Source organism: Paenibacillus dokdonensis, assembly GCF_004916975.1.
Lineage (GTDB): Bacteria > Bacillota > Bacilli > Paenibacillales > Paenibacillaceae > Paenibacillus_AQ > Paenibacillus_AQ dokdonensis.
In genome coordinates, this window is record NZ_STGQ01000001.1 from 899,649 (window position 1) to 920,373 (window position 20,725).

A 20,725-nucleotide genomic window follows, 5' to 3' on the forward strand; every position below is an offset into this window, starting at 1 on the left:
GAGGCAACTCATGCATAGGCATCAAAAGGCACTGCGAGTATCCCTGATGATTACAATAGCAATTGTTTTCGCGCTGGGTTCTTTTAACCGGCAAGCCGATGCTCACGCCTACAGCGCCAGCTACACCACCTTGGACATCTCGAAATCCCGTATTGAAATGACCTATTCACTTGATGAACTTTCCGTCATCGAACTGGTTGGCGGCGACATGGACCAAAACGGCATGCTGGACGAGCAGGAATTCGATGCCGTGAAGGAGCGGCTGCTTAAAGTACTCGAACAAGATATCGCGTTTAAAATAGACAACCAGCCCCAAGCTTGGTCGGATGTCGAAAGTTTGGTCATGGACCGTCAAGGAGACGCGACCAAAGCAATTCTGAAATTGAGGTTTCCTTCGGCGACTTCATCGCAGCCGATGTCCTTAACGGACCGTCTGTACGTCAACAACAAAGCGACGGCCAATTACGTTGATCTGGTGACGATCCATTACGGCAGCCAAAAAAGCACGGCGGCATTATCCGGAAGCAACCGGATGTGGGCCATGCAGCTGACGGATAACGAGTATGCGAATCTGAGCCAGGATGGCCAGACGGCGCAGCAAGACACCGCCAATGCCCCGGACGGAGAGAAGCCAGCGGTTGAGAATGCCGGCGACACTTCCCAAGCTTACACCGGCTGGCTTTCGTTTTTTACCTTGGGGATGAATCATATTTTATCTGGATATGATCATTTGCTCTTCTTGTTTTCCCTGCTGATTGCAAGGCAAACCTTCAAGCAGTATGCTGCGATGATTACTGCCTTTACGGTAGCCCACAGCATTACGCTGACTTTGACGGTGCTCGGCTTTATCAACGTGCCTGCCATCATTGTCGAACCTGCCATAGCACTCAGCATTTGCTTTGTGGCCATCGACAACATGATCCGCGAACGGGTCAGCTACCGCTGGGTGTTAACTTTTATTTTCGGCCTGATTCACGGCATGGGCTTTGCCGATATTCTGAAAGAGATGGACATCCCCCGCAGCGAGCTAGCCGTGGATCTGGTCAGCTTCAACCTGGGCATCGAAACCGTGCAGCTCATCATGATCGCCATTCTTTTGCCGCTCCTGGCGCTTTTGCATCGCTGGAAATATTCGAGACGCACGGTTTTGGGATGCTCCGCAGTCGCCTTCGCGCTGGGTGGAATTTGGCTGGTTCAGCGTCTGTTTTTTTCATAATCCATGAATGAAGAGGGAGAGGGAGTTTATCGATGCAAGAGACGGCACTGCGAAAAAAGACGTTGAAATCGAATAGCTATCTCGTCGCAGGAGCTTCCCTGGCTGCGATGATCGTGCTGTACTTGCTCTCTACGGAGGATCCGGGAACGCTGCTGCACCATTCCAAGCTGCAAATCTTCAAAATGATGTTTGTCAGTATCATCATTGAGGCCATGCCTTTTATTCTGATTGGCGTCGTCATTTCGGCCCTGTTGGAGGTATTCGTATCGGAACGGACAATCCAGCGGATGATTCCGAAACATCCGATCCTGGGGATCGTGGCGGCAAGCGTGATCGGCATCATCTTTCCGATCTGCGAATGCGGCATGGTGCCCGCCGTCCGACGTTTGATCCAGAAGGGAATGCCGCTTTACGTGGCTACGACGTTCATTGCGGTCGGACCGATCTTGAATCCGATTGTTTTCTGGTCGACGTACACGGCGTTTCGCAGCAGGCCAGATATCGCGTATTCCCGCATGGGATTGGCATTTATGACGGCACTCATCCTTGGTCTCATCGTTTACCGTTTCGTTGATCCGAATCAATTACGGCAGCAGGAAGCTATTTCGGGACAAGCTTCTTCCCATGCGGCACCTTCGCCGGTCGATAAATCCGCTGTTGCTCCTCCGCTTGGCCAGCGGCTGCTGGAAGTGATGAACCACGCGGTCGGCGAATTTTTCGAAATGGGCAAATATTTGATGTTTGGAGCGTTATTGGTCGGCGTGCTTCTTGCTTTTGTCGGCAAGGAAAGCTTGGTGGAATGGGGACAAGGTCCAGTCAGCGCAAATGTACTGATGATGGGACTCGGATTTCTGCTTTCGCTATGCTCCACATCCGATGCTTTTGTGGCGCAGTCCTTTCTGACGACTTTCTCGGGGGGCGCGCTGGTGGCGTTCATGGTGCTCGGGCCTATGTTGAATTTGAAAGGGATTTTGATGATGACGGCCGTATTCAAGGCCCGGTTCGTGATCGTGTACAGCTCGTTGGTGATCGTTCTCGTATACGGCGGCACCTGGCTTTTGGAAAAATTATGGCTTGCCTAGAGAGGAGGGACGGCATGAAAAATCCGCACCTGATCATTCACCATGTACTCAAGCTGCTTATTTTGATGGGATTTACCGGATATATCGCTTATTTGGCATTCACGGGAGAAATTCTCTTGTATATCGCTCCCCATCTCGTCAAATATACAGAACTGGCTGCTGCAGGATTGTTTTTGTTTGCCGTTTTCCAGCTTTATTTCCTCATCCGCTCCCGGACGAAAGAGCTCCCCGCAGCGTGTGCTTGTGGTCATCACGATCACGATCATCATGCTCACGACGATCATAACCATGTGCACAGCCATGAGCCTTCGCGGTCGGTGGCGAAAAATGCCCTTATGTATGGTCTGTTTATTTTGCCCTTGCTGTTTGGAGCTCTCCTGCCCAATCAGGCCTTTGCCGGATCGCTGGTCAAGAGCAGGGGGATTCAAGTCGGAGAATCTGCCGGCGGCATACCGGCAGATTTGGCTCAAGTGGCGGGAAATGATGATCCCGAATTGAAAGAGCGGTTCAAGTCCGACAAATATAACCGGGATTATGCCAAACTGGGAATGCTTCTATACCGTCAGGACGTCATTGAGATGAAAGACGAATGGTTTATTGAGAAGCTGCAAGCGCTGAATGCCTTTGCGGGCAATTTTGAAGGCAAAACGATTCGGATCAAAGGCTTTATCTATCGCGAGGAGGGGCTTGGCGAGAACCAATTCATCATCGGGAGGATGGCCATGACCCACTGCATCGCGGATATTTCGCCATATGGCATCATTGCCGAAAGTCCCCAGGCTGGAAGCTTTGCCGACGATGCATGGGTAGAACTCACCGGCACCATCACAACAACGACTTATCATGGTCAACAGGTGATCAAAATCGTCGTCTCTGATACAAAGCCGGCAGCGGCTCCAACTATTCCTTATGTTTATCCGGATTGGGATTTCGCTAAAAAGCTTTAAACGATGCTATTCTACACCAACAAAGATGGAGAGATGAATGATGCTGCTTCATGCTGGCAGTTTTGCTTTGATACTGCTGTTGACGGGCTACCATATGTTTTTGATGTTCCGGAGGAAGGGACTTCTATCTAAAAGGAACGGCATGACTCTTGCCGCCGTTTTCGCGGTTTTGTCGGGAATGGCTCTTGGAGCCGAAGGCGTGCAGGCTTTTGATTTCCGCTGGGGCGTTTTCGCTTTGATCACTTTCATCGCCGCTGCTGCAGGCACTGCCTTAGGCATGGCTTACGGATGGCAGCCTGCGATTAACGGCTTCATGTCCGGCGTGATCGGGGCATCGCTGGGATCGATGCTGGGAGGATTGTTCTTTGAATCCAGGCTCATCGTCATGGCGGTTGCGGTTTTGTTCATTATTTGTTCGTTTATCGCGCAAAAAGCGGGCGATCATTTGATTCATGCGTCCCGTCCTCCGAGGAAAAAGTCGAACCTGACAAGCAAGTCGTCATCGGTTGTGAGCACGATCGTGCTGGGGGCTTCACTCGCCGTAATCGCGGGAGGCATGCTGCTGCAGCAGGACCGAATCGCGCTTGGCGCGATCGGACAGCCGAAATTCCAAGCCGCCGCCATCGACGAAGACAACGATATGCAGGTGGCCATGATCGAGGTGTCGGCAGCCGGATTCACCCCGGCAAACACCGACTTTGAGGCGAAGAAAATGATCAAGATTGTCATTGACGTGAAGCCCAGGGCCGGCGCCGGATTAAAGCTTGTATCCAAAAACCTGAACGTTGACGCAGACCTGAAAGAAGGCGAAAACATATTTGTGCTGAGCAACCCGCAGCCGGGCACGTATGATATCGCAATTCCCTCCAGAAATTCCAACGGGACGCTTACGGTGAAGGCAGCCGATTAGCTGCTTTTGACGCTGAGCGTCTTTTTTTATTACAGGCTGGACGGAAGTGTTGCGAAAAAGGATAGAGGTGTGATATATTTAACTCACTTTTTTAAAGCAACTAATATAAAATAATTAAAGAGACAATAACGATTGAAAAATACATACATAGGGGAGATATAATTATGAGCCAGTTTCAGGAGCTAGTCCAAGCCAGAAGATCCGCCAACAAGTTCCAAATCGATGTCAACATCAGCGAGCAGGAGCTAGCCGAAATGTTCGGCCTCGTGAAGTTCGCTCCTTCCGCCTTCAATTTGCAGCATACCCATTACGTAGCGGTGACGGATAAAACACTAAAGGGCAAAGTGTACGAAGCGGCTTTCAAGCAATATAAAGTGCTGACAAGCTCCGCGGTAATCGTCGTGCTGGGAGATTTGGAAGCCTACCACAATATCGGGCCGATCAACGAAGGTTTATTGAATCTCGGGGTCATCGACCAGCGCGAATTCGACGAAACGGTCAGCAGTGTCATCGGCATGTACGAGGATGGAGGCGATGCGTTCAAAAGAGACGAAGCCATCCGCAATGCAAGCTTGTCCGCGATGCTGTTTATGCTGATCGCTAAGGACAAAGGCTGGGATACCTGCCCGATGATCGGCTTTGATCCGGAGCAGCTGCGCCGGGCATTAAACATTCCGGAGCGCTACGTTCCCGCGATGCTGATTACGATCGGCAAAGAGGACACCGGCAAACAAAGACCCCGCGGTTACCGCAAGCCTGTAGGAGAGTTCGTGACGTTTAACGGATTTTAAGCTTGTATGACACCCATTGAATCGTAAGCAAAAGACAATTGTATGGAGAGAACGGCCTGATGGAACAGGCCGTTTTTTTTTGCATGTTTTCAGGAGCTCAGCATCCTTTATCGCCTAATGACCGGAATATTGGAGATCACGCTCCGAATTTGTTACGATGATAAGCAAATCATTTCAGCCGGAAGGAGCGAGTATTTTCATGCCAAGATGGAACCCATGGATTATGGCAGCCTTAATCTGCGGGCTGTTGTCCGGCTGCGGGGCAGACGGGCAGGCGGACAAGCAGGCAAGCGGAGCAGCAAACGAGCCTCTGGAACCGCAGGAGCAGGCGAAATCCGGGCAGCAGGCGTCCGGTGGCGAGAGCTCCATTCAGACGTATTTCGTTCAAAACGGGGATCATCCGGAGCAGGCCATCATCGGCTTGATCAACGATGCCAAGAGCACGCTTGACGTGGCGATATACAGCTTGAATTACGACCCGATCGTCGATGCGATCGCGAATGCCGCCGGCCGGGGAGTCCGCGTGCGCCTCATCACGGACCAGGAGCATGCGGATGGGAAAGAGAAGCAGCAGGATGCGCTCAAACAGATCATGAAAGCAGGCGTTCCGGTCAAGGTCAGCAGCCATAAGGGAAAAATGCATCTAAAAATGCTTATCGCGGACGGTAAAAGCGTGGAGGCCGGCTCATTCAATTACCTGAAGTCTTCCGTGAAGGAGAACGACGACGTCGCTTTGATCATCCATGATGCCACGGTCGTTCGGACTTTCGAGGATACCTTTAACCGGATGTGGGACGACAAGGACCGTTATCAGGACTATGAATCTCGTTAAAACGAGGGAATAATGCGCCTTCCATTGGCTAACCCTAACCTCAATGGTATGAAAAATATACCAGGAATGGCTATTGAACGTGGAGAGGGGCTATGTGATGAAATGGCGTACATGGATAGGAAAAGGGCTGCTGGTGGCTGCGGTATTGGCTTTTGGAGCCTTGTCCGGCGGCTTATCAACTGCTTTTGCGGATTCGTATATAGAAAAGCTCGGCCATGAGCCGACGACAGACCAGCCTCATCGGGCACAGGCTCAAACCGGCATGGGAGCGCCAGAACTCGAGCAGCTGTCGCATTCCCTCGGCATCCAGGCATACATATACGGCTATCCACTTGTCGTGATGGAACAAACAAAGGAAAAAATGCTGAGAACGAGAGCACCGCTCAATCAGTTTTACTACTCCACTGCGCTGGCTTCACCGGCGTATAAAGACATCGTCACACCCAATAGCTCCACACTTTATTTTACCTCCTGGTTGGATCTCTCCAAGGGGCCTGTAGTACTGAAACTGCCGGCAAACCCTGACAACCGCTATTACTCCGTCCAAATGATGGATGCCTATACGAACACCTTCCAAAATGTATCTAACCGCATGACCATGGATAAGGCAGGAAAAGTTGTCATTGCCGGGCCATCATGGCATTGGAAAACGAGTTACCCGAAAATCATTGCGCCAACGAATACGGTCTGGTTGGTCGGGCGTGTTGAGGTGAACGGCAAGGAGGACGAAGCCAAGGCAGCTGCGTTTGAACAGCTATTTACGCTCAACCCCTTGTCTCATCAGCCGTTGAAGGCAGAGCAGCAAGGAGTCTCTTTACCAGATTTAGAGAAGCATCCATTAGCATTTTTCGAAATCATGACAGATGCCATGAAGAAAAATCCGCCTTCTCCAAACGAACAGGTCCTGCTGGATCAATTCAAGCTCATTGGAATCGATGCAGCGAAGGGATTTGATGCAACAGGGCTGGATCCGGCCACCATCGCCGGGTTGGAACGGGCGGTGTGGGATGGACAGAACATCATTGAAAAGGCGGGCTCTTGGGTTCCCAAAGAAAACGGATGGGTTGTCGGTTACGACGTTGGCATGTATGGGGATCATTTTCTCGTGCGCGCTTTGGTTGCTTATTCCGGTCTCGCCGCCAATGTTCCGTCTGAAGAGCTGTATGCCCGCACCTTTGAAGATGGAAAAGGGAAGCCATTAAACGGCTCGCATGAGTACATGCTTCATTTTGACAAGGATCAGCTCCCAGCTGCGGACGGATTATGGTCGCTGACCATGTACGGAGCTGATTTTTACCTGGTGCCTAACCCGATACAGCGATATGCCATTGGTGATCTGACGAAAGAACTGCAGTATAACCCGGACGGCTCATTGGATATTTATATTCAGCGGGCTCCACCGCAGGGCAAGCAGTCAAACTGGCTTCCGGCACCTGACGGTAACTTTAATCTGGTTCTGCGGGTATTTGCCCCCAAACCGGAAATGCTGGAGAAGCGATATCAAGTTCCTCCAGTCATGCCTAAAAATTAGATATGCGATAATCGTTTGACATCTACCATGAGTTTTGTTTTAACTATATTAAATAGTACTCAGCATCATCATTCGTGCTTGACCAATAAGCTATAGCAAACTCACATGGAGATTGGAGTTAAACCATTGTATCGGAATCTAGAAGAATGTATAACAGACCTTGAAAAGCACGGCCATTTGGTTCGCATAAAAGAAGAGGTAGATCCCTGTCTGGAGATGGCTGCCATTCATCTGAAAATCTATGAAGCTGGCGGCCCTGCTTTGTTATTTGAAAATGTGAAGGGCTCGAAGTTTAAAGCGGTCTCCAACCTTTTTGGCGATATCGAGCGCAGCAAGTTTATTTTCCGGAGCACCTGGGACCGAACACAGAGCATTATCGCCCTGCGCGATGACCCGATGAAGGCGGTTAAACATCCTTTTCAAAATATCGGCAACGGGCTTGGGGCTATTAAGGCCCTGCCTATGAAAAAACCGGGTCGCGTTCCCAGCGCATTTCAAGAGATTCAGATTTCAGATTTGCCTCAAATTCTGCATTGGCCTATGGATGGGGGGGCTTTTATTACCCTGCCGCAGGTATATTCGGAGGATCCGGAAAAGCCGGGACTGATGAATTCCAATCTGGGGATGTATCGTATCCAGCTCAGCGGCAATGAGTATGAAAAGAATAAAGAAATCGGATTGCATTATCAGATCCACCGCGGTATCGGCGTGCACCAAGCGAAGGCAAGTAAGAAAGGCGAGCCGTTAAAAGTGAGTATCTTTATTGGCGGTCCACCTGCCCATACGCTTTCGGCCATTATGCCTTTGCCGGAAGGACTAAGTGAGATGCTTTTTGCCGGATTACTTTCCGGACGCCGATTCCGGTACAGCTATGTTGATGGATATTGTATCAGTCATGATGCCGATTTTGTGATTACGGGTGAAATTCATCCGGATGCGACCAAACCGGAGGGACCTTTTGGAGATCATTTGGGCTATTACAGCCTGACGCATCCTTTTCCGGTTATGAAGGTCCATAAAGTGTACGCGAAGCAAAATGCGATCTGGCCCTTTACCGTTGTCGGGCGACCACCTCAAGAGGATACCTCATTCGGAGAGCTCATCCATGAGCTGACGGGCGATGCCATCAAGCAGGAAATTCCAGGCGTCAAGGAAGTTCATGCCGTGGATGCTGCAGGGGTACATCCCTTGCTGTTTGCCATCGGCAGCGAACGCTACACCCCCTATCAGCGGGTGAAGCAGCCGACCGAGATTCTGACGCTGGCTAACCGGATCCTGGGTACAGGACAGCTGAGTCTCGCCAAATATTTGTTTATTACGGCCGAAGAGAGCCAAGCGCTGGATTCCCATGATATCGTCGGTTTTATGAACTATATTCTGGAGCGAATGGATCTTCGCCGGGATATTCACTTTTATACGAATACGACAATCGATACCCTGGATTATTCAGGCACGGGGCTTAACAGCGGCAGTAAAGTCGTCTTGGCGGCTTATGGGGACAAGAAGCGGGAATTATGCCGCGAGGTGCCGGAAGTGCTGAAGGCATTGCGCGGATTTGAAAATGCCCGACTGGTCATGCCGGGAGTTGTAGCGATTCAAGGCTCTGCATTTGCAGATTACGAAACGGCGCAGCAGGAGCTGAAGGGCTTAAGTGAAGCCATTGCTGAGAAGGGGCCGCTCGAGACATGCCCGATGATCATTTTATGTGATGACAGCACCTTCCTTAGTGAAACGATCAATAACTTTCTATGGGCTACTTTTACACGGAGCAATCCATCACATGATATTTATGGTGTGAACAGCGGCTATGAGAACAAGCATTGGGCTTGCGATAATATGATGATCGATGCCCGGACCAAGCCGCACCAGGCTCCGCCTCTGATTCCCGATCCGACAGTGGAAAAGAATGTAGAGCGAGTTTTTGCTAAAGGCGGCAGTTTAAGCGGCGTAAAATTGAAGTGATTTTATAAAATAGGCGAAGAGAAGATTCCATGGAGGTTAAACTCCATGGAATCTTTTTTTTGGCATCCGAAAGTATAGGCTCCACGGAGGCACATCTTGAAACCGCAAGAAAAACTCTCGTTAAATGTGGTCAGTTTTCTTGAGAGTACGACGATCGACGTTTTTTTACGTTCATGAAACAAAAGAACTCCTCTCCATTAACATTCAGCCGGAACAAAATTAACATTTGGTCTTTAAGCTAGAAGAGTACAAGCGAGGTAAGGGGGCTAAGACAACATGACAGTTCATCATCGCTAAATTGGTATCGATACCAATGATGAGCGTGCTCGGCTTTTTTGAAGACAAGAAATCATTATTGTCCAAATTGGTATCGATACCAATTCGGATTCCGGAGGTGACGTTTGTTGAGTTGGTATTTTAAAAGGCTGGGAAGCCGAAAAATCATAGAGTTTATCATTTTTGCCCTTTTTATTTTCTTTTTTCTTGGGCCACTGATCAATCTGGCTTTGCTTGCCTTTTCAGGGAAATGGCAGTTTCCTGCGGCACTTCCCCAAAGCTGGTCCTTGACCTGGTGGAAGTACGTTTTATCCCAGCCGGAAATTCTGAAATCGATCGGATTGTCCTTTCTGATTGCGATTGTGGTTACAGCATTGTCGATCATTATCTGTGTGCCAGCAGCTTATGCTTTTGCGCGTTTACGGTTTCCGCTGAGCCGATGGTTTCTGTTCTCGTTCCTGCTGACTAATGCTTTTCCCAAAATGGGCTTATATGTTGCCATTGCGGTGCTCTTTTTCAAAGTCGGTTTGATGAATACCTTTATGGGCGTCGTCCTGATTCATATCGTTAACACGCTGATGTATATGACATGGATTCCGGCTGCCTCGTTCAAAAGCGTGCATAAAGCACAGGAGGAAGCTGCGAGGGATGCGGGTGCCGGACCGCTGCGCGTATTTTGGAATGTTACGCTGCCAATGGCGCTGCCAGGTATTATCGTTGCTTCGATCTTTACGTTCCTTTCTTCGCTTGATGAAGCGCAGGGGACATTTATGGTTGGTATGCCCGATTATAAAACAATGCCGCTGATCATGTACGGGGCTGTACAGGATTATCCGGCAACAGCGGGCGCTGTGTTCTCGATCCTGCTCACGTTGCCAACTATTATTCTGCTGTTCGTATCGCGGCGGTTTGTCAGCGCGGACGTAATGTCCAGCGGCTTCACCATGAAATAGCAAGGGGGCAAGGAAATGACTGCACAAGTTCAATTATCGATCCAAAATTTAACGAAGCGTTACAAAACAGGCGATGGCGTGAGCGGGATATCGCTGGATATCGCCCATGGAGAGCTCGTAACGCTGCTGGGGCCTTCCGGCTGCGGCAAGACGACAGTGCTCCGTTCGGTCGGAGGCTTTTTGGAGCCGGATTCGGGTGATATTCAAATCGCGGGCAAAAGTGTGCTGCATCTTCCGCCGGAGAAACGACCGACGGCGATGGTATTTCAGAGCTATAATCTCTGGCCGCATATGACCGTTTATGAAAATTTGGCCTTTGGCCTGAAGATCCGGCGCCAGAGCAAGGAGCAGATTCGAGAAGCCGTGGACCGTGCGCTTCGTCTGGTACGGCTTCCAGGATCGGAGAAGAAACGTCCTGGAGAGCTATCCGGCGGGCAGCAGCAGCGGGTGGCAGTAGCCCGGGCATTGCTGCTGGAGCCGGCGGTACTCCTGCTTGATGAGCCGTTCTCTGCCCTGGATGCCAAGCTGCGCAGCGAGCTTCGTGAGGAACTGCGCGAAATTCAGTCTGCTGCGAAGTTGACGATGATGTTCGTGACGCATGACCAGGAAGAGGCATTATCGCTGTCGGACCGGATCATCGTCATGAACCGGGGAAATATTGAGCAGTCTGCATCACCTCAGGAAATCTACGACGCACCCCAATCCCTTTTCGTGGCCAATTTTATCGGACGCATGAACATGCTGAATGGTACTGCAGACGAAGGCTGTATCCGGCTGAACCATCTTGAGCTGTCCAATCCGAAGGAGCTGCGGGGAGAGGTCGTTGTTGCGGTACGCCCTGAGGATATCAGATGGAATGATGCTTCTCTTCCTGGTCTGGCCGCTGTGGTCAAGCAGGTTATGATCTTGGGGCATTACGCGGAGATTACGCTGTTGACGGAAGCTGGTTTAGTCAGAATGTTCTTGCCCCGTGAGGAGTCGGGCCAGTTATCCGGAGGACAATCGGTTTCTTTAACTTTCACCAAACTCACTGCATATTCAAAATCATCCATATAAAAGAGCGATTAGGAGGAATACACATGAGTATTAACCGTGGATTCAAACATAAAGGGAAAACGCTGCTTCTTACCTCACTGGCTGTCTTTACGCTTCTTGCCGGCTGTTCTTCAGGTGCAGGAAAAGGTGAACCGAACGCCTCAGCAGCAGGGGATACGGCAGGCGGCAGTGCCAGCGGCCAGACGGAAATTGCTTTCTATTTCAGCGGTTCCCAGAATGTGCAGGAGCTGTGGGAGCATTTGAAGGAAATGTATGAACAGGAACAAGATAAAGTGAAGGTTAAGCTGGTGTATATTCCTTCCGGTCAAGGTGAGCAGGCGACGATGAACCGTATCGTTGCAGCTAAACGTGCGGGTAAGGACAGTGTCGATGTAGATTTGTATGAGGCAAACGGAGGCTCCGATATGGCCGCCGATAAGAAAGACGGGGTGTTTGAGTCACTGAGTGAGCAGCAAATTCCGAATCTTAGTCTGATGAATCCAGTGAACATGAAGGATATGGACAATAAAGCCGTACCTTACCGTTCTTCATCCGTTCTTCTCGCATATAACAGTGAGAAAGTACCTGCACCTCCTAAAACGCTGGATGACCTATACACATGGATCCATGAGCATCCAGGGCGGTTTGCCTATAATGACCCTTCAACAGGAGGTTCCGGAGAATCCTTTGTGCTGACGACATTGTATAAATCCCTGCCGGACGATGCGATCCACAATCAGGATAAAAGCATTATGCAGCAGTGGGATCAAGGATTCAAACAGCTGAAGGCTTTGAGCAAAGACATGTACCAGCAGGGCGTGTATCCGAAGAAAAACCAGGGAACGCTGGATCTTCTCTCGAACGGAGAAGTGGATATGGTCCCGGCCTGGTCAGATATGGCGCTGGAGCAAATCAACAAAAAGCTTCTGCCTGAAACGACCAAGCTGGCCCAGATTGAGCCTGCTTTTACCGGAGGACCGGGACTTCTTACTGTTCCAAGCATGTCCAAGCATAAAGAGGCCGCTTATGATTTTATTAATTTCGTGCTCAGCCCGGATGCCCAAGCGGAAGTGGTTAACAAAATTTATGGATTCCCGGGTATTGAATGGTCTCATATGCCTAGCGAGCTGCAGGATAAATTCAAAGGTGTTTCCGTGAGCTACCGTTCCTTTAATCTTGGGGAGCTGGAGTCCGAAGCGATGAAACGCTGGCAGAGGGAAGTAGCGGGTCAATGAGCGGACAAGGATTAAGTCCGTCTCTGGAAACGCGCAAACCGCTGAAATCGACCTGGAACAGTCGCGGAGTCAAGCACTCCGCGCTGGGCCTGCTGATGGTGATCCCTTCATTTTTATTACTGTTATTTATGATTGTTGTCCCGATTGTTACTTCGATTCAAGAGAGCCTGACTGGAAATGACGGACAGTTCACCCGGGATAATTACAAGTATTTATTCACCGATCCTGCGATGAAGGCGAACATCATGTATACACTGAACTTGACTGTGGTGTCATCGGTGAGCGTGCTGGTTATCGCATATTTACTGGCTGTATTCCTGAGATTCTCTACCGGCAAGCTTGCAAAATGGATCGAGAAGCTGTATTACATTCCGATGTTTATTCCTTCGGTGATCGCAACGTACGGCATTATCAATATGTATGGCAATCACGGCTGGCTGGCGCGCATTATGCTGCACTTTACGGATGCACCATTCATGAAGGTACTCTACGATTACAAGGGACTTCTGCTGGCCAATTTGTGGTTTAATATCCCTTTTGCGGCCATGCTGTTGAGCTCGGCCTTGTCGGGGATACCGAATGCCGTCATCGAAAGCGCCAAGGATATCGGAGCAGGTAAAATCCAAATTTTCTTCCGCATTATCTTTCCGTTATCCTTTAAATCCATGCTCGTTGCGGCAACTTTTGTCGTAATGGGAGTGATCGGCAGCTTCACCGCGCCATTCCTTATCGGACCGAACGCGCCGCAGGTGCTCGGCGTGGCGATGCAGCAGCAGTTCTCGGTTTACTTTGAAACCGGGATTGCAAGCGCCTGTGCCGTATTTATGTTTGCCATTTGTTCTCTTGTAGGATACTTCTACATTCGTAACATGATGAAGGAAGAAAGGTAGAGAGGTGGAATGAACATGAGGGAACTGTTGACTGTTGCAGGCAAATTGACTCCGCTCAGCTCCAAGACTCATATCACATACCAATTGTATATTCCCGAAGGGATGAATGCCCTGCACACTGAGTTTGAATACGGTCCGAAAACTTTGGATGATCGGAATGCCTCAAAGCAGATGATTGAGGAAGCGATTCGCAAATACGTGAATCCGGCGCTTCAAAGTGTGTATCTAGAACATTGGGAGAAATTTCATCCCTTGCAAAACCTGCTGACGCTCTCCGTCGATGATCCGGATGGATTCAGGGGTTCTGCGCACCGCCATCCCAATCATCAGAAGCATATCCTATCACTGCTTGAGAGCTCTCCGGGGCTCTTCTCCGGGCCGATTCAGAGTGGCGTATGGAAAGTGACGATAAGCGTTCATTGCATTGTGACACAAGAATGTATCAACTGCGTATCCGGGAAGGAGAAGTGAGTCATGAAATGGCTACCGTTTGAACTGCATACCCATACACCGCATAGTGACGGCACGCATACGCTGCTCGAAATGTGCATTAAGGCCAGGGAACTTGGCCTCTCCGGCATCGCTCTGACCGATCACAACACGACATCCGGTATGATTGATGCGGCTGCTGCCACGGAGGAGACCGGAATTTCAATTATCCCAGGTTTGGAATGGACGACTTTTTACGGCCATATGCTGACCCTTGGCGTGCCTTATTCCGAATGGAGGGATTTGGGGCCTTCTGATATTCATAAAGGAATCGAAAGGGTGCATGAGCAGGGTGGTATTGTCGGGATTGCACATCCGTTCAGTCTGGGGAGCCCGATATGCACCGGATGCCACTGGGAATATGTCGTCAAGGATTGGAACGATATCGATTACATGGAGGTATGGCATGAGACGCTGCCTCCCATGCGGAATCATAACGCACCTGCGTTTGAACAGTGGACCAGCCTGTTAAATCAGGGATATCGGATTTCGGCTACAGCGGGCCGGGACTGGCACCGTTCGAGCGAGGAAGATGATTTGCCGGCATATACCTACCTTGGGCTGGAGAATGAAGATAGTATGCCGAGTACGGAGTCTGTGGTAGATGCGATTTCTTCCGGCAGGATCTGTGTAAGCATGGGACCGCGGCTTGAGCTTCAGATTGAGCGGGGTGTAAACAGGTACGGGATTGGAGACAGGGTAGAAGTGGAAACTAAGGGATAGAATGGAAACCACGAGATGACTGTGCGGGTGATTCCATCCAATCAACCGGATCGGCAATTAGAAACGGATGAACAAGGGCTATTGATCATCTTCGAATCAAACCTTGGAGAATTGACGCTATTCTTTAGCGGAAGGGCAAGACGAAATCCATCATTCATTTCGCGGAGATGGACTTCTCTGGATGCGGGTCCGTCTTCATGGGATGCTGAACGGGGCCTTGTCGACGCTTGCTTTTACTAATCCAGTCTATTTTGAGGAGGAGATCCATTGAAACAGCCGCTGATCATTGCTCATACAGGCTGCGAGGGCATGCCGGACAATACTCTGGAATCATGCCTGGCCGGGAAAAATGCAGGGTGCGACATTCTGGAGGTGGATGTCCAGGCAACGAAAGACGGGGTATGTGTACTGTTCCATGATAATCACCCGGCATTTTCATCATTCACATATGAGGAGCTCATGCAGCACAATCCGCTGCAGCTTGAGGTGGGAAGACATCTGGAAAGGCTTGAGGACGTACTGCTCGAGTGGAAAGGGAATCCCGTATCATTCAACCTGGATATCAAAAATAACGATGCTGCACTTCCTGCGTTAGAGCTGCTTAAGTTTTTGAATATGTGGAATCAAATCTATTTTACCGGAGCAACAGAGCTGATTATGGCTATGCCATTTCATTCCAGAATCATGTGGAATACCCCATCAGAGCTGGGGAAGATGGAATCAGCTCAGTACGAAGCTGCAGCACATGACATATGTGCAAGGGTGAAGCAGGCAGGCTGCGCAGGAATTAATGTGGATCATTCTTCCTGCCGCGCATCTCTGGTGCAGATTGCACATGAACATGATTTGCAGGTATGGATATATACCCTGTCTGATGGAACGGGCTTCGAGACTTTCGCCGATATGAACGTCGATGCGGTGTCGACGCTAGATGTATCGGGACTGGTTGCGATCCGAAACCAGATGCAGCAGGATCAACGTTAACTATCTTTTATTAATGAGGAAGCTACCATTATGGGTGTGAAAATTAAAGATGTGGCACGGGCAGCAGGAGTTTCCGTGACCAGCGTCTCGCGTGTCCTGAACAAAAGCGAGCATATAAGCGAGAAGCTGGAGAAGAAAGTGCTTAGGGCGATCGAGGAGCTAAATTACTCGCCAAGTCTAATCGCGAAAAGTCTAAAAAGGAATAAAACGTATTTAATCGGTGTCATCATTCCGGATATTACGTCCAATTTCCAGGCGATGATTCTAAGCAGGATTGAGGAGATCGCAGGCCATAGAGGCTATAACCTGCTTGTATCCAATATCGTGGAAGATACCGAGAAAGTCGTGAAATATTTAAATATTTATCAGGAAATGCGTGTGGATGGCATTGTCCTGATGCATGAAAAATTAAATCAGGATATCGGACTTTTCTTGGACAAAACGCAGATTCCGATTGTCGTTCATGCCGATTTGGGGATGAATCTCTCCACGGTCATCATTGATGATTTTAAAGCAGGCTATGATGCGACCAGCTATCTGATCTCACAAGGCCATCGGAGAATTGCGATGATTGCCGGAGATAAGAGGGACTTATGTGCGGGGCTGAAACGGCTTGAGGGATATACTGCCGCATGCATGGATCATGGAATAGAGGTCAATGAAGCTTTAATTCGGTATGGTGATTATAAGCTGTCCAGTGGTTACAGACTGATGAGCGAGCTGCTAAGAGAGTCGCGCGGGGAATTCACCGCCGTCTTTGCGGCGAGTGACGATATGGCTGCTGGGGCTGTGAACTGTATCCATGACCAACAGCTGCATGTTCCCGGCGATCTATCCGTCATCGGGTTTGATGGCAGTCAGATTGCCGATATTGTACGGCCCAAACTCACGACAATCAAGCAGCCAGTGGATCGGATCAGCGAGTGCACCGTCGATTTGCTGCTGGAAATGATCGAGGGGAATGAACAATCATCAAGTACGCACACGATGAGAACGATCGTACTGGAACATGAACTTGTGGAGCAAGGCAGCTGTCGTGCTTATGAGCCTTGAAGAGTCCCTTCTAAAGATTGAAGGCGGGCTTAATGGATAAACAACAACAGGATAAACCTTTAACATTACTAGGACTCACTTGGCCCATCTTTCTGGAACAGTTTTTGCAAACCATTATTTTAAATATCGATACCCTGATGCTCAGCAAATATGCAGACAGTGCGGTGGCTGCCGTGGGCGTAGCGAATCAAATCATTACTGCGGCATATTTCCTGTTCGGATTTGTGAATGTAGGACTCAGTGTACTGATTTCCCAGCTTCTCGGAGCGGGCAAAGACCGGGAAGCGGCCCAAATGGCCTCATTATCCATCGGATTGAATACGATTATGGGTGTGGTGGTCAGTATCATATTGGTTGTATTCGCCAAACCGCTTCTGAATATGCTGAAGCTGCCCCCGGAACTGATGGCGGACGGTGTTACCTTCCTGACCATGATCGGTATGTTTTCTTTTACCGCTGCGTTTATCAGTACGGTAGATACCATCCTGCGGATGCATGGTTTCGTGAAGCAAATGTTAACGCTGACCTTTACGGTCATTTTCCTGAATATTTTCATAAATTACTTATTTTTGTACGGTCCTTTCGGCATTCCGGTGCTTGGTGTAAAAGGAGTTGCGATTGCCACGGATATCAGCAGGTTGATTGGTGTGGTTATTGCAGTATATATGCTTGTTAAAATCATGCGCTATCCATTGTCTATACGGAACATGATCCGGATGCGATGTAAAGCCGCATGGGACCTGCTCCGGATTGGGATTCCTTCTGCCGGGGAGAACATCTCGTATAATATATCCCAAATTTTCATCACGTATTTGGTGACCATATTAGGGACGTCTGCGCTAACAACTAAAATTTATACACAGAATATCACCACATTCGTATTCCTCTTCTCGATATCCATCGGACAAGCCACATCCATACTGATCGGACGCTTGATCGGAGCGGGGAGGCAGGATGAAGCCTATCATGCCTGCTTCCGTAATCTTTGGGTTGGACTGCTGATTACGTCCGGGGTGGGCTGTATACTCGTCATCTTCTCCAAGCCACTACTGGGGCTGTTTACATCCGATCCTGCCATGATTCATCTCGGTCAGACTTTGATGCTGTTGTCTCTTGTTCTGGAAGCAGCCAGAGCTTGCAATGTCATTGTTATCGGGGCTCTCAATGCAGCAGGGGATGTTAAATTTCCGGTTTATGCTGGAGTGATCTCCATGTGGGGAATCAGTATTCCGCTTGCCTATCTGCTTGGAATTGTCTGTCATCTTGGTATTCCCGGCATATGGATGGCTTTTATAGCAGATGAGTGGCTGCGGGGAATCGCCATGATGCTGCGCTGGCGTTCACAAAAGTGGAGGCGAATCCGGTATGCGATTGTTTACGGCGATACCTCGATATAGGAGAAGGCGGTTTTCCCCGTTCTTAAATGGGTATGACTATGAAATCAAGTAGAAATGATGTATACGAACTAACGCAGCCTATTGGGCCGCGTTTTTTTACTTAACAACAGGCCATTTTTCCTTACGAAGTGCGTGAAGAAGTTCGGGACTCGCATGCAGATTATCTTGGACAAGCTGGCGCGGAGTGAGCGCCATCCACTGATTTAAGGAAACATCGACAAACCGGTCGCTTTTGAACATCTCCAGAAACCATAAGGCCTCCGTGCCTGTATTCTGTATGTAATGACCGGAGGCAAACGGTACGTAACCTACATCTCCGGCTCTGTAATTAAAGGTCCGTGCGGCCCCATTACCGGAGAAGACAGTCATCCGTCCCTGACCCGTCAGATAATACTGCCATTCATCCTGATTGGGATGCCAATGCATCTCTCTCATGCCGCCAGGTTTGATTTCAACCAGAGCGGCAGCAATGGTTGTGGCGATGGGAAAGTTCGATGAATCAACAATCCGCACACTCCCTCCAGGCGTTACGATAGGTGTTTGCGCCAGCAGCCGGTGCTTGAAGCTGAGCGGAACCGTACCATAAGGGGACTCCACACGCTGACTTTCGAGGGAACCGGGAACAGGAGCCTGAAGCATATAAACCTGATGATCCGGCAGGCTGTTAAAAGCATCCGCTGGAACGCCGAAATTGGCGGAAAGCACGTCTTTGGGCGTGTGAGCTAACCAATCCGAAATCGATAGCGTGTTCAATTCGGAAAAACTTCCGTCATCGAATACGAGCAGGAATTCACAGCCTTCCGCGAGCCCTTGAATGGAATGCGGCAGCCCCGCAGGGAAATACCACAGATCTCCCGGGCCAATATCGGCTATGAAATTGCGGCCATTTTGGTCCACAGAAGTGACCCGGGCTTCACCCCGGATCATATAAGACCATTCCGCCTGCTGATGCCAGTGCATCTCGCGGACTCCTCCCGGTGCCAAGTACATATTGACGCCGGAGAGCGTCTTCGCAACCGGAAGCTCCAGCACAGTGACCTCCCTTGACCAGCCGCCCTGATTAAGCTTCATGTGGGTATCAGAGAAAGAAAATTTGAGGTTTGGCAGCAGCCCTGAATCGGTGGCAGGGGGAACGAACATGTCCGGATTTTCCATATCTCGCAGCACATCGCGAGGGCCCCAGTCCACACCGCCGGCACCGTCGCTGCGGATAGGCTGGGGGATATTTATGGGCTTCCCTTCATGATCCCTGGGAAAGCTTTTCATAGCATCGATTCCTCCATATTTGAAATGTGTTTACTATACGTAGGGTATATCTAAAGATATGTATGAGTTTAGGCTTGGTTTTTATGATGTACATTAAAGCTGTTGTCAGCACATTGGCATTTCTCCAATAAACTATCCTTTGCAAAATCCGGCAATTGATGGCATCATTACGATAATCAAACTTGCAGGATAGGAGGTGGACGAACCATGGAAGGAACGAAGATGAGCGTTGATGAAGTTATGGTACAGCTTGATGAATGGGGCTCGGAGAAAAGCAGGAAATACTATGCCGACAAAGGAGCCGGTGAGAATCTCCTGCTCTCCTTGCAAAAATTGGAGGAGCTGGCCAGCCCCATTTCGTATGACCTGTGGATGGATGAGTTAGTCTGCAACGTGGTTGTAAAGTCTCCTTATGCGGATCAATGGATCAGACCATGGACGAAAGCCCCTGATGAAGTGATTAGGCGAACACTGCCTATGTGAAGTCCGCATTGTACCGTTTTGAAATAGATCTGAAAAATATAAACCGAAGGATGTGCTGCGGAATGTTCCCGAAAATCGAGACCGAAAGATTAGTTTTAAGAGAGATTACGCAGGAAGATTCGGAAAGTATTTTTGCTTGTTTCTCCAATGATGAAGCCATGCGGTATTATGGCCAGGAGGTATTTGAGAATATCGAACAGGCTGAAAAACTCGTTTCATTCTTTGCAGACTGCTATCGTGAGAATCGTGGAATCCGGTGGGGAATAGAGCGGAAAGGAAAGCCTGGATTGATAGGCACGATGGGATTTAATGCCTGGTCTCCCAAGCATCAACGAGCTGAAATCGGATACGAAATTCATCCGGAGCATTGGCGAAAAGGATATGCGACGGAAGCGGCGGCAAGCATTCTGACGTATGGGTTTGAATTTATGAATCTGGCCCGCATTGGGGCCATTGTATTCACAGAAAATGATGGCTCTAATGAGATGCTGATCAAGCTTGGCTTTCAGAAGGAAGGCGTCCTGCGGAATTATATGGTTCAATCGGGTGTATCTCATCATACCCATATGTATTCGATCCTGAAAATGCGAGGCAGGTAGCTTCACGTAACGGATAATGAAAATAAAAGCACCCTCCGGAAATCCGGCGGTTCAACCTTGATGGTTGAGCC

The 20,725-nt window shown here is 49.5% G+C and carries 21 protein-coding genes; 20 read left to right on the plus strand and 1 reads right to left on the minus strand.

Annotation, left to right across the window (positions count from 1 at the left end):
- The first annotated feature begins 10 nt into the window (after positions 1–10).
- The 18 genes from E6W40_RS04085 to E6W40_RS04165 all read left to right on the plus strand — a co-directional run bounded on the left by E6W40_RS04085 (position 11) and on the right by E6W40_RS04165 (position 18,306).
- Entirely contained in the window at positions 11–1,216 is a 1,206-nt protein-coding gene (locus tag E6W40_RS04085) for a HupE/UreJ family protein (protein WP_136604312.1), read from the plus strand.
- A gap of 32 nt (positions 1,217–1,248) precedes the next feature.
- Positions 1,249–2,298 carry a permease gene (locus tag E6W40_RS04090; RefSeq protein ID WP_246072862.1) on the plus strand — a complete coding sequence of 350 codons (1,050 nt, stop codon included), beginning with the start codon at positions 1,249–1,251 and terminating at the stop codon, positions 2,296–2,298.
- Between the two features lie 14 nt (positions 2,299–2,312).
- Complete coding sequence (locus E6W40_RS04095) at positions 2,313–3,245, plus strand: TIGR03943 family putative permease subunit (RefSeq protein ID WP_168928823.1); 933 nt, start codon at positions 2,313–2,315, stop codon at positions 3,243–3,245.
- A gap of 37 nt (positions 3,246–3,282) precedes the next feature.
- Positions 3,283–4,155 carry a cupredoxin domain-containing protein gene (locus tag E6W40_RS04100; RefSeq protein WP_136604314.1) on the plus strand — a complete coding sequence of 291 codons (873 nt, stop codon included), beginning with the start codon at positions 3,283–3,285 and terminating at the stop codon, positions 4,153–4,155.
- Positions 4,156–4,319: 164 nt separating this feature from the next.
- Positions 4,320–4,946: a nitroreductase family protein gene (locus tag E6W40_RS04105; protein ID WP_136604315.1), complete on the plus strand. Its 627-nt coding sequence runs from the start codon at positions 4,320–4,322 to the stop codon at positions 4,944–4,946.
- A gap of 199 nt (positions 4,947–5,145) precedes the next feature.
- Positions 5,146–5,778: a phospholipase D-like domain-containing protein gene (locus E6W40_RS04110; protein WP_168928824.1), complete on the plus strand. Its 633-nt coding sequence runs from the start codon at positions 5,146–5,148 to the stop codon at positions 5,776–5,778.
- A gap of 97 nt (positions 5,779–5,875) precedes the next feature.
- The gene (locus tag E6W40_RS04115; protein ID WP_136604317.1) at positions 5,876–7,309 is read left to right on the plus strand and encodes a DUF1254 domain-containing protein; all 1,434 of its coding nucleotides are present in this window, start codon (positions 5,876–5,878) and stop codon (positions 7,307–7,309) included.
- A 126-nt stretch (positions 7,310–7,435) separates the two neighbouring features.
- Positions 7,436–9,271 carry a UbiD family decarboxylase gene (locus E6W40_RS04120; RefSeq protein ID WP_136604318.1) on the plus strand — a complete coding sequence of 612 codons (1,836 nt, stop codon included), beginning with the start codon at positions 7,436–7,438 and terminating at the stop codon, positions 9,269–9,271.
- A 404-nt stretch (positions 9,272–9,675) separates the two neighbouring features.
- Complete coding sequence (locus tag E6W40_RS04125) at positions 9,676–10,500, plus strand: ABC transporter permease (RefSeq protein ID WP_136604319.1); 825 nt, start codon at positions 9,676–9,678, stop codon at positions 10,498–10,500.
- 15 nt (positions 10,501–10,515) lie between these two features.
- The gene (locus tag E6W40_RS04130; protein WP_136604320.1) at positions 10,516–11,556 is read left to right on the plus strand and encodes an ABC transporter ATP-binding protein; all 1,041 of its coding nucleotides are present in this window, start codon (positions 10,516–10,518) and stop codon (positions 11,554–11,556) included.
- A 23-nt stretch (positions 11,557–11,579) separates the two neighbouring features.
- Positions 11,580–12,770 carry an extracellular solute-binding protein gene (locus E6W40_RS04135; RefSeq protein ID WP_136604321.1) on the plus strand — a complete coding sequence of 397 codons (1,191 nt, stop codon included), beginning with the start codon at positions 11,580–11,582 and terminating at the stop codon, positions 12,768–12,770.
- On the plus strand, positions 12,767–13,660 hold the full coding sequence (locus tag E6W40_RS04140; protein ID WP_136604322.1) for an ABC transporter permease: 894 nt from the start codon (positions 12,767–12,769) through the stop codon (positions 13,658–13,660). The genes E6W40_RS04135 and E6W40_RS04140 overlap by 4 nt, the downstream gene beginning before the upstream one ends.
- A 15-nt stretch (positions 13,661–13,675) precedes the next feature.
- A complete protein-coding gene (locus E6W40_RS04145; RefSeq protein WP_246072863.1) occupies positions 13,676–14,131 on the plus strand; it encodes a hypothetical protein in 456 nt (151 codons plus the stop codon).
- A gap of 3 nt (positions 14,132–14,134) precedes the next feature.
- Entirely contained in the window at positions 14,135–14,872 is a 738-nt protein-coding gene (locus tag E6W40_RS04150) for a CehA/McbA family metallohydrolase (RefSeq protein WP_246072865.1), read from the plus strand.
- A gap of 15 nt (positions 14,873–14,887) precedes the next feature.
- Positions 14,888–15,112, plus strand: coding sequence for a hypothetical protein (locus E6W40_RS29915; protein WP_246072867.1), 225 nt, complete (start codon positions 14,888–14,890; stop codon positions 15,110–15,112).
- 27 nt (positions 15,113–15,139) lie between these two features.
- Complete coding sequence (locus tag E6W40_RS04155) at positions 15,140–15,856, plus strand: glycerophosphodiester phosphodiesterase (protein ID WP_136604323.1); 717 nt, start codon at positions 15,140–15,142, stop codon at positions 15,854–15,856.
- A 30-nt stretch (positions 15,857–15,886) separates the two neighbouring features.
- A complete protein-coding gene (locus E6W40_RS04160) occupies positions 15,887–16,909 on the plus strand; it encodes a LacI family DNA-binding transcriptional regulator (RefSeq protein WP_136604324.1) in 1,023 nt (340 codons plus the stop codon).
- 32 nt (positions 16,910–16,941) lie between these two features.
- The gene (locus E6W40_RS04165) at positions 16,942–18,306 is read left to right on the plus strand and encodes an MATE family efflux transporter (RefSeq protein ID WP_136604325.1); all 1,365 of its coding nucleotides are present in this window, start codon (positions 16,942–16,944) and stop codon (positions 18,304–18,306) included.
- A gap of 96 nt (positions 18,307–18,402) precedes the next feature.
- Here E6W40_RS04165 and E6W40_RS04170 read toward each other — a convergent pair whose 3' ends face one another.
- Positions 18,403–19,572 (minus strand): oxalate decarboxylase family bicupin, encoded by a 1,170-nt coding sequence (locus E6W40_RS04170; protein WP_136604326.1) that lies wholly within the window; start codon positions 19,570–19,572, stop codon positions 18,403–18,405.
- 207 nt (positions 19,573–19,779) lie between these two features.
- Here E6W40_RS04170 and E6W40_RS04175 point away from each other — a divergent pair, with 207 nt between their 5' ends.
- Positions 19,780–20,055: a hypothetical protein gene (locus E6W40_RS04175; protein WP_136604327.1), complete on the plus strand. Its 276-nt coding sequence runs from the start codon at positions 19,780–19,782 to the stop codon at positions 20,053–20,055.
- A 62-nt stretch (positions 20,056–20,117) separates the two neighbouring features.
- A complete protein-coding gene (locus E6W40_RS04180; protein WP_136604328.1) occupies positions 20,118–20,654 on the plus strand; it encodes a GNAT family N-acetyltransferase in 537 nt (178 codons plus the stop codon).
- Positions 20,655–20,725: the final 71 nt, after the last annotated feature.